Consider the following 13,152-nt stretch of genomic DNA (forward strand, 5'->3'; position numbering starts at 1 on the left):
AAAATTATAGATTAACGGGATGTTTGTTTTTTGTAAAATACTTACGCAATAGTTACACAAAAAAGCCGATCAATAAAGATCGGCTTTGTGCTGTATTTCCTGACGGAAACTTAAGAATTTTTATAATCAATCAAGATACGCAGCATACGGCGTAAAGGTTCTGCAGCACCCCAAAGTAACTGGTCACCCACTGTGAATGCACCTAGGTATTCTTTACCCATGTTCAGTTTACGCAGACGACCAACAGGTACAGTTAATGTACCAGTGACTGCGACAGGAGTCAGATCAGTCATTGATGCTTCACGAGTGTTTGGCACAACTTTAGACCAGTCATTTGCATTTGCAATGATATCTTCGATCTCATCCAGTGAAACGTCTTTGCGAAGTTTCAGCGTTAATGCCTGAGAGTGACAACGCATTGCGCCGATACGTACACAGTGGCCATCAATCGGTACGATCTGCTGGTTACCCAGGATCTTGTTGGTTTCAGCCTGACCTTTCCATTCTTCTTTAGACTGGCCGCTTTCCAGCTGCTTGTCGATGTATGGAATCAGAGAACCCGCTAAAGGTACACCGAAGTTTGCAGACGGGAAGCCTTCACCACGTTGCAATTCAGCAATTTTAGAATCAATGTCCAGAATTGGAGAACGTGGATCATCTAGCAAGTCTTTGGTGTTATTATATAAATAACCCATACCAGTAATCAGCTCACGCATGTTTTGCGCGCCCGCACCCGAAGCTGCCTGATAAGTCATTGAAGTTGCCCATTCCACCAGATTGTTCTGGAACAGACCGCCTAAGCCCATCAACATCAGAGAAACGGTACAGTTACCGCCCACGAAAGTTTTGGTGCCTTTGACCAGACCGTCTTTGATCACATGCATGTTCACCGGATCAAGTACGATGATTGCTTCATCATCCATACGCAGGGTAGATGCTGCATCAATCCAGTAGCCATCCCAGCCTTCAGCTTTCATTTTCGGGAAAACTTCAGTGGTATAATCGCCACCTTGACAGGTAATAATGACATCCATTTGCTTCAGACTGTTAATGTCTGTTGCATCCATAAGTGCTGGGGCAGTCTTACCACCAAATGCCGGAGCTTCACCACCCGCATTACTGGTAGAAAAATAGAATGGCTCAAAATGAGCAAAATCATTCTCTTCAACCATACGTTGCATAAGGACGGAACCCACCATCCCGCGCCAACCGACCAGACCTACTTTCATGTCACTTTGCCTCGGTGCGTTAAAAAATCAAAAGGGATTCGAGTGTATCAAAAAGGGACGTGACTGCAAGAGCTACACAATCAAAACATCAATATTCTTGAGCGAAATATCTGCTTTATGATACATACAAAATTGATAAAGCAATTTTTCTTTTAGAAAAAATAATAACTTAGTGAAGAGTGTATCTTATGGTAGGGTTTATCCAGATCATGGCAATCGTGGTCATCTGGTTAAGTTTCTGGTCGCTGATTCCCCGAGATGAATGGTGGATTCGTGGTGCAGATTTTCCACGTTTACAGATTCTGGTTTTGGGCTTCATTGCCTTTGTACTTTTTCTCCTCGTCGATCACCCATGGACGGCCTTCAATCAGCTGCTTTTTGTCGGCCTGATCGCTGCTTTGGCGTATCAGCTGAAAATGGTCTTGCCTTATACCTTTGTTTGGAAAAAACAGGTCAAGCAGGTCAAGCAGGATCAGCTGGATCCGGATCGTCAGATTTCCCTGATTGTCTCAAATGTCCTCACCACCAATACCAAATATCATTTACTGATTGAACAGATCCAGACCCATCAGCCAGACTTGGTCTTAACGCTGGAAACCGATAAGGCATGGCAGGATGCACTGGCCGTCATTGAGCCAGATTATCCCTATCGGGTGCCCGTACCTCTGGATAATCTGTATGGCATGCATCTGTACAGCAAACTTGAGCTGAGTGAAACCGAGGTTAAATTTATTCTGAGTGATGAAATTCCCTCGATTCATACCAAAGTCATGTTACGTTCCGGACAGCCGGTACAGCTTTATTGTCTGCATCCGAAACCGCCAAGCCCAACTGAAGCTAAAGATTCAACCTTACGTGATGCGGAACTACTGATTGTAGGGGATCAGATTAAGGATCTGGATGAAAGCTGCATTGTGATGGGAGATCTGAATGATGTGGCCTGGTCACGCACGACACGTTTATTCCAGCGTATCAGCGGTTTGCTGGATCCACGTGTCGGTCGACGCTATGTAAATACCTTCCATGCCGATTATCCTTTATTACGCTGGTCGCTTGACCATGTGTTTCACAGCACCGATTTCGCTCTGGTGCATATGGAGCGTTTAAAACACGTCGGGTCAGATCATTTTCCGGTTTATCTGGTTTTACAAACTGGGCGGGTATTTGAGCATCATCAGGAAGCGCTGGAAGAAACGGATCAGGATGATCAGGAAGCCAAAGAAGCGATTCAGGAAGGAATTGAAAAGGCAGAGAAAGAAGAGAAAAAAGTCACTGATAAGATTGCGATGGCTTATAAGAATGAGGGGAAATTCTTATAGTTTTAGCTGAAAAGTGTACGATATTGCTTACAGCAGTTTCCGCTTCTTGCGAATGGGCAGTACAGAGGAATCCACGTATTCTAAGCTCATCAGCACAGGGAGTCGAGAAAGGATATTCTCATAAGGAAGACGAAGCTGAATGAAAACATCATGGAAATGATGCTGAAAGGGAAATCACAACAACGAAGAAGCAATTATAATATATGAAAGCACAACCTCATTAACCCGGGTTTTACAGGATGTAGAACTCGGGTTAAATTATTTTTGGTTCATTTTTTTATTATAATTATTTGATTATTAAAATAAAATTTAAATTAAAAAATGGATATTACCTGAATGGAAGTTATGATTCCCGATCATGATTCAGTTAATGAATCCGAAGTGCTACAGCTCTATCTAGTCAATCAATGGTCAGCTGCAGAAAAACCTCAGTTACTTTTACAGGCTTTGCAGCATTCTCATAGTCTGGTGACGGCACGTATCAACGGTCGGCTGTTCGGCTTGGGAAATGCGATTTCAGACGGTTATCTGGTGGTGTATTTCCCGCATTTATTGGTTCACCCAGAGGTGCAGCGACAGGGCATTGGTCGTCTGATCATGCAAGAAATGCTGCAACGTTATTCAGGATTTCATCAGAAAATTCTGGTAGCTGATCAGCATGCCACTGAATTTTATAAAACTCTAGGTTTTGAGCGTGCAGGGCATACACAAGCAATGTGGATTTATCAGGGAACAGATCATTGATTTTTCTTGCCAATAATACCGTTCATATTAATTCTAGTTCTTAATAGATTTTATCGTAGCCTTCAGGACGGGTCTTAAAGCGACGATGGAACCACATATATTGCGTCGGTGCAATGCGCAACTGGCGTTCAATAATCAGATTTACCCGGGTTGCATCATTGACTTCATCCGCACTTGGCAAATTCTCTACCGCAGGTTCGATCAATACACAGTAGCGTGGATTTTTAATATCCCCAGTCCGGTAAAAATAGAGTGGAATGGCAGCAGCTTTGGTTATTTTGAGTAAGCGACGATGTGCAGTTACTGTGGCTGCAGGTACCCCAAAAAAGGGCGCCATTACGCCTTGTTTTAAACCAAAATCCTGATCCGGACTGTACCAGATAGCATGGCCATTTTTCAGGTTACGCACCAGACCGCGCATATCATCATGGTCAATCTGGTTGACATAAATGGTGGCACGGCAGCGGTAAATCAGCATATCGAGCAAGGGATTATTTTGTGGTCGATACACCACATCCGGCTCAAAATACTGTGCACATAAATAACCGCCGGCATCCAGTAAAGTCGAGTGGGTGCCAAGCAATAAAGCCCCTTTACCTTCTGCCTGAGCCTGCTGGATATGTTCCAGCCCTTCAATCTGTACCCGGCCTTTAAACCATTCTGGGCAATACCAGGCATTCAAGGTCTCAAATACACCGAGCATCTGGTCAATAAAGACCATACGGGCATTGTCCTGAACTTCTTGAGCTGACCATTCCGGGAAACAGACTTCCAGATTGCGAAGCGTGGTTTCACGGCGAGATTTCAAATATTTAAATGCCATCTGGCCGAGTAGATCTGCCAGACGATGCTGAATCGCCCAAGGTAAGATGGCCAGAATCATCAGAAATACAATACCCACCCAGATACCCCAGTATTGCGGTAACAGGAATGACCATTGAAATTCACCGGGTTGGTATTCTGGCGTTCGACTCATAAATTCAATATTTAAAATCAAAGATGTCAGCAGTGTAGCAGAAGAGCTTTTTGAAATAAAAAACTGCAAAATAAAAAAGCACCTGTATGAATACAGATGCTTAGTGACTAGGCGATTTAAAGATTAACCTTTGGTCATATTTTCCAGTTCGTCCCAACGTTCCATTTTTTCCAGCAAAATCTCATCAATTTCGCCTAAACGTTCAGAGGCTTTGGTCGCTGCTGCGGCATCTGTGACAAACCACGAGCCATCCGCCAGTTTGTCGGAAAGTTCAGCTTGTTCTTTTTCCAGTGCTTCAATTTCAGCCGGTAACAGTTCCAGTTCACGCTGATCTTTGTAGCTAAGTTTTTTCTTTGGCGCAGGTGCTACAGGTGCAACCGCTGCTTCAGCCTTGGCTTGAGCTTTTTTGACTGCCATTTTCTGGTCAACCACAGTCTGATCTGGACGTTGTTCCAGATAATCCTGATAGCCACCGACATATTCATCAATATTACCTTTGCCATCAAAGACCCAAGTCGATGTGACGACATTGTCCATGAAGGCACGGTCATGCGAGATCAGTAGCAGGGTGCCTTTGTATTCCGCTAGCATTTCTTCCAGCAGTTCCAGCGTTACCATATCCAGATCGTTGGTCGGTTCATCCATCACGATCAGATTTGATGGTTTCAGTAACAGTTTGGCGAGCAGAATACGGTTACGTTCACCGCCAGATAGAGCTTTAACTGGCGTACGGGCACGTTCTGGCGAGAACAGGAAGTCTTGCAGATAGCTGTAGATATGACGACGTTGGCCATTCACATCGACATGATCTGAACCTTCCGAAACGTTATCTTTAACTGATTTTTCCAGATCCAGCACATTACGTAGCTGGTCAAAATAAGCAATTTCCAGCTGGGTTCCGGTTTTGACTGTACCGCCATGCTCGATTTCTCCCAGAATGGCTTTGATTAGTGTGGTTTTACCGACACCATTATCACCTACCAGACCAATACGATCACCACGCATTACAAGCGCCGAGAAATCATTAATAATCGGTGCATTGTCACCAAACTTCACGCTCAGATGTTCAATCTCGAACACCACTTTACCTGAACGCTGTGCTTCCTGAGTTGACATGTTGACTTTGCCTTGCTGGAAACGGCGTGCTTTAGACTCTTCACGTAATTCTTTCAGAGCACGAACACGACCTTCGTTACGGGTACGGCGCGCTTTAATACCTTGACGAATCCAGGCTTCTTCTTCAGCCAGTTTTTTCTCGAACAGGGCATTTTGTTTTTCTTCTGCTTCCAACTGCTGAGCTTTTAGGTCGAGGTAACGTGAATAATTGCCTTCATAGCTACGCAAAATGCCACGATCCAGCTCGACAATACGGGTCGCAATACTGTCCACAAAGGCACGGTCATGCGAAATAAACAGTAAGGTCAGGTTATTCTGTTCTAGCAGGAATTTTTCCAGCCATTCAATACTTTCGACATCCAGATGGTTCGTTGGTTCGTCGAGTAACAGCACATCAGGTTGAGTGAGCAGGGCACGTGCCAACAGAACACGGCGTTTACGGCCACCGGATAAATCAGCAAGATCCGCTTCCGGATCCAATCCCATTTTACTCAGGATTGAATTAACCTTAGTTTCCAAAGCCCAGCCATCCAGCTGATCCATCTGATGCTGCAAATGTCCCATGCGGTCACAGGCTTCCATATCACCGAGCACGCAAGCTTCACTGGCTTCATGATAGGCACGCAACACTTCTGAAGCTTCACCGGCGCCATCAGCAACAATATCTGCAACCTTGCCAGAATCCATTGGCACGTCTTGGGCCAGCATGGAAATGGTGATGCCATTTTGTAACGAAACTTCACCACTATCCGGGAGTAAACTTCCTTCAATCAGTTTAAGTAAGGTAGACTTACCCTCACCATTACGGCCAATCAAACATACTCGTTCACCGCGTTCCAAATTAAAGTTGGCGCCGTCGAGCAAGGCAGGTCCGCCAAATGCCAGTTGGACATCCCTTAAAGTAATATAGGCCATAATGTTAATGTTTCCTGAAATCCCAAATGAGGACTTAAAATGACTAAACAACAAAATCTAAATGATCAGGCGTCATTTTCCGCACCCATTGAAGATTTGCAAGTGCGAATTGCATTTTTAGATGATTTAGTTGAAGAGCTGAATCAGCAGGTCACTCGCCAGAATCTGGAAATTGCCGATTTAAAAAAACAAATGCAGTTGTTATATCAACGTGTTGAGTCTGCAGATTTGTCCGAAGGGATTGATGCTTTTGATCCGGTCACCAACCGTCCACCGCATTATTAATTTACAAATAATTTTTAAAAAGAAAGCAAAAAGAAAGCCCTCCAGTCGTGAGGGCTTTCTTTTAAGCAGGTGAAGCTCGATAAACCTAAACCAAGTCACCACTTTTACTTCGTCCAAGATGATCTTTAAAATCTAAATATCGTCATGGAAGGTGGAAACTATTTGACCTTTCACACACTTCCTACTCTAATAGTATTTTTCTAGCTCAGTTTTTAATCTTGCCTTATGCACCAAAAAGTTGTCCTTCTTGATCTCGAAAATAACTTTCCTACAGCCAAACTGTTACGTGACATCGTTGAACATTATCCGACCTTGTATCTGTTTAACTGTGCCGGAAAATTCGAGTTTGCTCTAGAAGAACTGACTGAGTTGGCCAGCTGGATCAGCAGCGGACAAATTATTATTCTGAATGTCCTGGAAGCAGAGCATAAAGAATATGAATATGCCCTGATTGTGGGTCAGCTGATGGCTTTGCTAGAAGCAGATACTCATGTCGAGCTGATTTCAGCCATGGATAGCAGTGAAATGCTGATGAAAATGCTTCAGGCTTCGGATATTGATTGCAGCCTGATTCAGGTGCTGCCAGAGGATGCATCCACAGGGGCTCAAGATAAACCTAAAATCCAGTTGCCAAGTATTGAAGCCATTAAAGCAAAACCGGCTTTGCAGCTGGTGAAAAAGTACTGTGATGCGCTCGGCAAGATGAGTGGTAAACCGACCACGCTCGAAACCTTAAAAAATTCAGTCACCAATATTCTGCAAGTTTTACCAGGCAAAGCGCAGCATGTAGTTGGCATGCTGATTAATCTGAAAATAGTCAAACGTTATGACGAGCAGATCAGTTTCCGTAAAAAAGTTTTGAAACAGTGGGTGCAACTAGATCTCAATGACAACCAACCTGCTGAAAAACGAGCTTTGGATCAGGCAGTCTCGAAGCTCAATACTGAAGAGCCTGTGGTTGAACCTGCTCAATCTCCAATCCAGTCTGCCCAGCAAGGTCTGTTCAAAAACTTTAATAAAATTGATCCGGTACAGCTCGAAGTCGCACGCAAGCTGTGCGAATTACAGGGAAATAAGCCTAAAGATATTTATGAATTACGTGATTTACTCGAGCAGTTATTTCCACAATCAGATGTCCGTCTTTTACTTAAAGAGTTGATTGAAAAAGGATATATTTATTGGAATGGTCACGAAGTGTTATATAGTCATGAGATGTTTCTAAATTAGAATAATCTCATGAGGGCATATGAAAAAAATACTGTTATTGGATATTGAAAACTTACACAAAACTGAAACAGAGCTCCTTCAATATCTTGCCCAATATCAATATGTTTATCTGGTCTATGCCAAAACGCCCATGGGGTTTAGTCTAGACGGTGTCGTCAGGCTTGCAGCTGCAATCAGTGCAGGAAAACTAAAAGTCCTGAAGATGCCTAAAATAGGTAAAGACGCTGCTGATTTTGGCCTATGTTTTATTGCTGGACAGCTTTCTACCCAATATAAAAGCTCTGAAGTTTGCTTCGAGATTATGTCGAATGACTTTTCTATGGAATATGTGGCGGACTTACTTAAAATTGCCAAATTTCAGGCTAAAGTTATTTCAGCTAAACCATTAGTCAATCCAAATATTGCTCAGCAAATAAAAGCAGAAATAGACATTCAAAAACTGATTTTTCAATACTGCTCCAATTTAGTAAGAAGTAACTTTTCTAAGCCTGCAAAAGTAGAAAGTTTAATCAACTCGCTTAAAGCCAATTTAAAAGTGGAAGAAAAATGTGCTCAGCTTTTAGTGGATGAGTTAATCAGAATAAAAATTATTAAAAATCAGTCTAGTAAGCTTCAATATCAGACTGCAGCAATTGAAAAATTTTATAAACAGCATTTAGCTACCGTCGAAACCGTCGAAACCGTCGAAACCGTCGAAACCGTCGAAACCGTCGAAACCGTCGAAACCGTCGAAACCGTCGAAACCGTCGAAACCGTCGAAACCGTCGAAACTCAAGATGAAGTGACTGAAAGAAAATTAAGTCATTTACGTCTGCGCCTGATGCCTTATCTCAATGTTGTTGCAGAACGTCGGCCTAAATTTATTGCCAGTTTCGAGGTGTTACTAGAGCGATGCGTGCCTAAGGAAGAGGTCCGAGAATCATTCAATTTACTCATCAAACATCAGCTAATACAGTTAAATAAACGGGAAATTATTTATAGTCCGCAGCTGCTGGGAAATTAAATTTATCCAGCGGTGCTTGCCTTTTATAGCGGGCTTATGCAAATCTAATATAAGAACATAAAGGTTGAACTATGGAAAATACCGGAATCTGGGTGGCAGTTGTCATCATCGTTTTCGTACTGGGGTCTATTTTTGGTCTGCGTGTGAGTCCTAGAGAAAAGGCATTAGGACTCATGCGTGATAAAGCCCGCAAGATGGGCTTACATCCACGTCTGGTGGTTGCACCTGACTGGACTAATATTCCCAAGGTGACTGAAAGTCGTGCCAGTATGGTGGCCTATTATAGTGTGCTGCTTCCAGATGCCCGTTTACCGCTGATGCGTGCCCGCGTGGTTGATAACAAACTTGAACTGGTGCATGGGGATGACAAATTTAAAGATTTTCCCATTGCATTAAAGGGCATTTATGCTATTGATATGCAGGCAAACTGTGTAGGACTCTATTGGGATGAAGAATCTGATCTTAGAGCCACACAACTTGATGACATCAAGGCACTATTACATTCTTTGGCTGAACTTTAATTTTAGAAATAAACAGGATTAAACGGTTAATATGGCGAACGCTCCTCGGTCCACATCAAAAAGCAGCACGGCGAAGTCTTCCGACGCTGGAAGTAAACGTGCCTTGGTGATTGTGGAGTCGCCTGCAAAAGCGAAAACAATCAACAAGTATCTCGGTTCAAACTACATCGTAAAATCTTCGGTGGGTCATGTGCGTGACTTACCGACGGGCGGCTCTGCGAAAACTGCAGAGAAAAAACCGGTGACCCGATCCAAGCTGACTGAAGCAGAAAAAGCAGAAAAATCACAGCAGGCGTTGATTAACCGGATGGGTGTCGATCCAGAACATGACTGGAAAGCCAAATATGAAGTCCTTCCGGGCAAGGAAGGCGTAGTCGCTGAACTAAAAAAACTGGCATCGCAAGTCGATGAAGTGTATCTCGCAACGGATTTGGACCGTGAAGGGGAAGCGATTGCCTGGCACTTAAAAGAAGTGATCGGCGGCGATGATTCACGCTACCAGCGTGTAGTCTTTAACGAAATTACCAAAAATGCCATTCAGGAAGCGTTTAAGCAACCATCTCGTCTAGATACCAATAAGGTCAATGCCCAGCAGGCGCGCCGTTTCTTAGACCGTGTCGTCGGCTTCATGATTTCACCACTGCTCTGGGAAAAAATTGCCCGTGGTCTGTCTGCGGGACGTGTACAGTCTGTCGCTGTAAAGCTGGTCGTGGAACGCGAACGTGAAATTCGTAAGTTCATTCCGGAAGAATACTGGCAAGTATTTGCTGATACCAAAGCGAAAAAAGATGACATTCGCCTGGAAGCAGTGAAGCAAAATGGCAAGACCTTAAAGCTGCACAATAAAGCTGAAACTGATGCTTTGTTGAACCTGATCAAAGATGCCGAATACAAGGTGATGAGCCGTGAGGATAAACCAACCAAGGTCAATCCAAGCGCGCCGTATATCACTTCAACGCTACAGCAGGCAGCCAGCACACGTTTAGGCTTCTCGGTGAAGAAAACCATGATGCTGGCGCAGCGCCTGTATGAAGCTGGTTTCATTACCTATATGCGTACTGACTCCACCTTCCTGAGTGATGATGCAGTCAATATGGTGCGCGGTCATATCGAGTCTGAATACGGCGAGAAATATCTGCCAGCCAAGCCGAACCGTTATGGTAATAAAGCCGGTGCGCAGGAAGCTCACGAAGCCATTCGTCCATCTAATGTCGCGCTGAAAGGCGATAGTCTTGCTGGAGTGGAACGTGATGCACAGCGTCTGTATGACCTGATCTGGCGTCAGTTTGTGGCCTGTCAGATGACACCTGCTGAATATTTATCTTCTACGATTTTAGTCGATGCCAATGGTGTCGAGCTGAAAGCCAAAGGTCGTACCTTAGTATTTGATGGTTTCACCAAAGTTCGTGGTCAGAACAAATCTGATGATGATGTATTGTTACCGGCAGTGAAAGTCGGTGAAGTGCTGAAGCTGGAAAAACTAGATCCATCTCAACATTTTACCAAGCCACCGGCACGTTTTACTGAAGCATCTTTAGTCAAAGAGCTTGAGAAAAAAGGTATTGGTCGCCCTTCGACTTATGCTGCCATTATCTCGACCATTCAGGATCGTGGTTACGTAAAACTGGAGAACCGTCGTCTCTTTGCCGAGAAGATGGGTGAGATCGTTACTGACCGTCTAGATGAAAGTTTCAATAATCTGATGAACTACGACTTTACTGCAGACCTTGAAGGTCAGCTGGATAAAGTGGCAGATGGTGAGCGCAACTGGAAAGATCTGTTAGACAGCTTCTATGGTGATTTCAAGAAACGTCTAACCAATGCTCAGGGTGAAAACGGCATGCGCCGCAATCAGCCTGTAGAAGTTGAAGCAGTCCATTGTAAAGAATGTGACCGTCCGATGCAGATCCGTACCGGCACAACAGGTGTCTTCCTGGGCTGTTCAGGTTATAACCTGCCACCGAAAGAACGTTGTAAAGGTACATTGAACCTGACTCCGGTTGAATCTCTGGCAGCACTGTCTGATGATGATGCCGCTGAAACCGCTGATCTGATGTCGAAGAAACGTTGTCCAGTCTGTGGCACTGCAATGGACAGCTATGTGATTGATGGCGGCCGTAAACTGCATATTTGTGGTAATAACCCGGACTGTACAGGTTATGAGCTGGAAGAAGGCGAATTCAAGATTAAGGGTTATGATGGCCCAACCATTCCATGTGACAAATGTGATGGTGAAATGCAGCTGAAAACTGGCCGTTTTGGTCCATATTTTGCCTGCACCAGCTGTGAAAATACCCGTAAAGTCTTAAAGAATGGTCAGCCTGCACCTCCGCGCGTTGATCCGATCAAGATGGAACACCTGCGTTCAACCAAGCATGACGATTTCTTTGTTCTGCGGGATGGTGCCGCAGGTCTGTTCCTGGCTGCGAGCAAGTTTCCGAAAGTCCGTGAAACTCGCGCACCGAAAGTGGCAGAACTGCGTACTGTGGCGGATCAGCTGGATCCAAAATATCAGTTTATTCTGCAGGCGCCAGATGTGGATCCTGAAGGGAATCCAACTCTAGTGAAATTTAGCCGTAAGAACCAGTCTCAATATATTGGATCAGAAACCCCGGAAGGCAAGCAAACCAAATGGTCGCTGGTTTATCAGGATGGCAAATGGGTTGAAGCCTAAGCTATAAGACATCAAGAAAATGCTGACGAAAGTCGGCATTTTTTTATGACTAAGTATTTTTGATCAACACAGTTCTAGGATATTCTAGGCGTTAAATAATAAAAGATTAAAATAGGAATCATCCATGATTTGGCTAGATAAATTCCTGTTCTTAAGTATCGGATTAGGATCTATCCTGTATTTCATGCTTGGAAAGATTAATGAAATGGGTATTCCTATGGATCGGGGAATGATGATTATTCTGGTGATTATTATGTCGCTGGTTACTTTGAGCTGTGTTTTATATCTGCGCTCTGAAGATCAAAAAACGAAACAAAAATAACTTTTAAATAAACTATATATTGGCATGTTCATATGTGGAAAAAAATCCGAATCCTGATTTTATTGATGATTTTATTTGTGGTGGCAGTAAATGCTTATCGAGATCAGAATCAGGACTGGAACAAACCAATCTTTGTTCTGTTGCATCCGATCAATGCAGATGGATTGGCGACTACACAGCAATATATCCAGCAATTGTCTGCTCAGGATCTAAAAGGGACACAAGAATATCTGGAAAAAGCGGCCCAGCAGTACCGTGGACAGCCCACTTATTTTTATTTTAATCTGGGACATGAACTCAAAGAATTGCCACCTAAAGTGCCGGAGCAGGCCTCCTTACTTGGCACCATTTTATGGAGTCTGAAATTCCGTTTCTATGCCTGGCAACAGCAGCAAGGTTCAGATCCTTCCTCGAACGTTACTCTCTTTTTAAATTATTATGATCCTGCACACACCCAGCAATTAAAACATTCAACGGCTCTGCAAAAAGGCCGGATTGGTTCAGTCAATCTATTTGCTTCAAGCAGACAGTCTGACCAGAATAAGATTGTGCTGGTGCATGAATTACTGCATACCTTTGGCGCTTCAGATAAATATGATCTCACTACAGGCCAGCCGATATACCCCGTCGGTTATGCTAATCCCAATCAGCAGCCTTTATTTCCCCAAACCAAAGCTGAGCTAATGGCAGGGCACATTCCAGTATCGCAAAGCACCAGTAAAATGCCAGAATCTTTAAATCAGACTCTGATTAATGAAATCACGGCGATTGAACTTGGCTGGAAAAAATAATTAACGAAGTGCTGAATAAACCGGCATAAG

At 43.8% G+C, this 13,152-nt stretch carries 12 protein-coding genes; 9 read left to right on the forward strand and 3 right to left on the reverse strand.

Annotation, left to right across the window (positions count from 1 at the left end; all coding sequences use genetic code 11):
* Positions 1–110 precede the first annotated feature (110 nt).
* Positions 111–1,229, reverse strand: coding sequence for an aspartate-semialdehyde dehydrogenase (gene asd, locus FOC32_RS06555; protein ID WP_034169859.1), 1,119 nt, complete (start codon positions 1,227–1,229; stop codon positions 111–113).
* Positions 1,230–1,417: 188 nt separating this feature from the next.
* On the opposite strand from asd, the gene FOC32_RS06560 reads away from it, so the two are divergent.
* Together FOC32_RS06560 and FOC32_RS06565 are read left to right on the forward strand one after the other, a co-directional pair.
* Complete coding sequence (locus FOC32_RS06560; protein ID WP_034169860.1) at positions 1,418–2,548, forward strand: endonuclease/exonuclease/phosphatase family protein; 1,131 nt, start codon at positions 1,418–1,420, stop codon at positions 2,546–2,548.
* A gap of 336 nt (positions 2,549–2,884) precedes the next feature.
* Positions 2,885–3,292 carry a GNAT family N-acetyltransferase gene (locus FOC32_RS06565; RefSeq protein ID WP_034169861.1) on the forward strand — a complete coding sequence of 136 codons (408 nt, stop codon included), beginning with the start codon at positions 2,885–2,887 and terminating at the stop codon, positions 3,290–3,292.
* 40 nt (positions 3,293–3,332) lie between these two features.
* Here FOC32_RS06565 and FOC32_RS06570 read toward each other — a convergent pair whose 3' ends face one another.
* Positions 3,333–4,268 carry a lauroyl acyltransferase gene (locus FOC32_RS06570; protein WP_104427022.1) on the reverse strand — a complete coding sequence of 312 codons (936 nt, stop codon included), beginning with the start codon at positions 4,266–4,268 and terminating at the stop codon, positions 3,333–3,335.
* Positions 4,269–4,391: 123 nt separating this feature from the next.
* A complete protein-coding gene (locus tag FOC32_RS06575; RefSeq protein WP_034169862.1) occupies positions 4,392–6,299 on the reverse strand; it encodes an ATP-binding cassette domain-containing protein in 1,908 nt (635 codons plus the stop codon).
* A 39-nt stretch (positions 6,300–6,338) separates the two neighbouring features.
* Here FOC32_RS06575 and FOC32_RS06580 point away from each other — a divergent pair, with 39 nt between their 5' ends.
* The 7 genes from FOC32_RS06580 to FOC32_RS06610 all read left to right on the forward strand — a co-directional run bounded on the left by FOC32_RS06580 (position 6,339) and on the right by FOC32_RS06610 (position 13,122).
* On the forward strand, positions 6,339–6,584 hold the full coding sequence (locus FOC32_RS06580) for a SlyX family protein (protein WP_005232320.1): 246 nt from the start codon (positions 6,339–6,341) through the stop codon (positions 6,582–6,584).
* 225 nt (positions 6,585–6,809) lie between these two features.
* Complete coding sequence (locus FOC32_RS06585; RefSeq protein WP_175966661.1) at positions 6,810–7,811, forward strand: hypothetical protein; 1,002 nt, start codon at positions 6,810–6,812, stop codon at positions 7,809–7,811.
* A 19-nt stretch (positions 7,812–7,830) separates the two neighbouring features.
* Positions 7,831–8,814 carry a PIN domain-containing protein gene (locus FOC32_RS06590; RefSeq protein WP_175966663.1) on the forward strand — a complete coding sequence of 328 codons (984 nt, stop codon included), beginning with the start codon at positions 7,831–7,833 and terminating at the stop codon, positions 8,812–8,814.
* A 71-nt stretch (positions 8,815–8,885) separates the two neighbouring features.
* Positions 8,886–9,335 carry an ammonium transporter gene (locus tag FOC32_RS06595; RefSeq protein WP_005232313.1) on the forward strand — a complete coding sequence of 150 codons (450 nt, stop codon included), beginning with the start codon at positions 8,886–8,888 and terminating at the stop codon, positions 9,333–9,335.
* A 31-nt stretch (positions 9,336–9,366) separates the two neighbouring features.
* Positions 9,367–12,009, forward strand: a complete 2,643-nt coding sequence (gene topA, locus FOC32_RS06600) for a type I DNA topoisomerase (protein ID WP_175966665.1) — start codon at positions 9,367–9,369, stop codon at positions 12,007–12,009.
* 124 nt (positions 12,010–12,133) lie between these two features.
* Positions 12,134–12,331: a hypothetical protein gene (locus FOC32_RS06605; protein ID WP_005232309.1), complete on the forward strand. Its 198-nt coding sequence runs from the start codon at positions 12,134–12,136 to the stop codon at positions 12,329–12,331.
* Positions 12,332–12,363: 32 nt separating this feature from the next.
* Positions 12,364–13,122, forward strand: coding sequence for a hypothetical protein (locus FOC32_RS06610; RefSeq protein ID WP_005232308.1), 759 nt, complete (start codon positions 12,364–12,366; stop codon positions 13,120–13,122).
* The last annotated feature ends 30 nt before the right edge of the window (positions 13,123–13,152 follow it).

The sequence above is a fragment of the Acinetobacter sp. FDAARGOS_724 genome (assembly GCF_013364475.1).
Lineage (GTDB): Bacteria > Pseudomonadota > Gammaproteobacteria > Pseudomonadales > Moraxellaceae > Acinetobacter > Acinetobacter variabilis.

Coding starts and splice junctions, on each gene's coding strand:
- FOC32_RS06575 (WP_034169862.1), bottom strand. CDS start 6,299: ATGGCCTATATTACTTTAAGGGATGTCCAACTGGCATTTGGCGGACCT.
- FOC32_RS06585 (WP_175966661.1), top strand. CDS start 6,810: ATGCACCAAAAAGTTGTCCTTCTTGATCTCGAAAATAACTTTCCTACA.
- topA (WP_175966665.1), top strand. CDS start 9,367: ATGGCGAACGCTCCTCGGTCCACATCAAAAAGCAGCACGGCGAAGTCT.
- FOC32_RS06570 (WP_104427022.1), bottom strand. CDS start 4,268: ATGAGTCGAACGCCAGAATACCAACCCGGTGAATTTCAATGGTCATTC.
- asd (WP_034169859.1), bottom strand. CDS start 1,229: ATGAAAGTAGGTCTGGTCGGTTGGCGCGGGATGGTGGGTTCCGTCCTT.
- FOC32_RS06580 (WP_005232320.1), top strand. CDS start 6,339: ATGACTAAACAACAAAATCTAAATGATCAGGCGTCATTTTCCGCACCC.
- FOC32_RS06595 (WP_005232313.1), top strand. CDS start 8,886: ATGGAAAATACCGGAATCTGGGTGGCAGTTGTCATCATCGTTTTCGTA.
- FOC32_RS06590 (WP_175966663.1), top strand. CDS start 7,831: ATGAAAAAAATACTGTTATTGGATATTGAAAACTTACACAAAACTGAA.
- FOC32_RS06605 (WP_005232309.1), top strand. CDS start 12,134: ATGATTTGGCTAGATAAATTCCTGTTCTTAAGTATCGGATTAGGATCT.
- FOC32_RS06560 (WP_034169860.1), top strand. CDS start 1,418: ATGGTAGGGTTTATCCAGATCATGGCAATCGTGGTCATCTGGTTAAGT.
- FOC32_RS06610 (WP_005232308.1), top strand. CDS start 12,364: ATGTGGAAAAAAATCCGAATCCTGATTTTATTGATGATTTTATTTGTG.
- FOC32_RS06565 (WP_034169861.1), top strand. CDS start 2,885: ATGGAAGTTATGATTCCCGATCATGATTCAGTTAATGAATCCGAAGTG.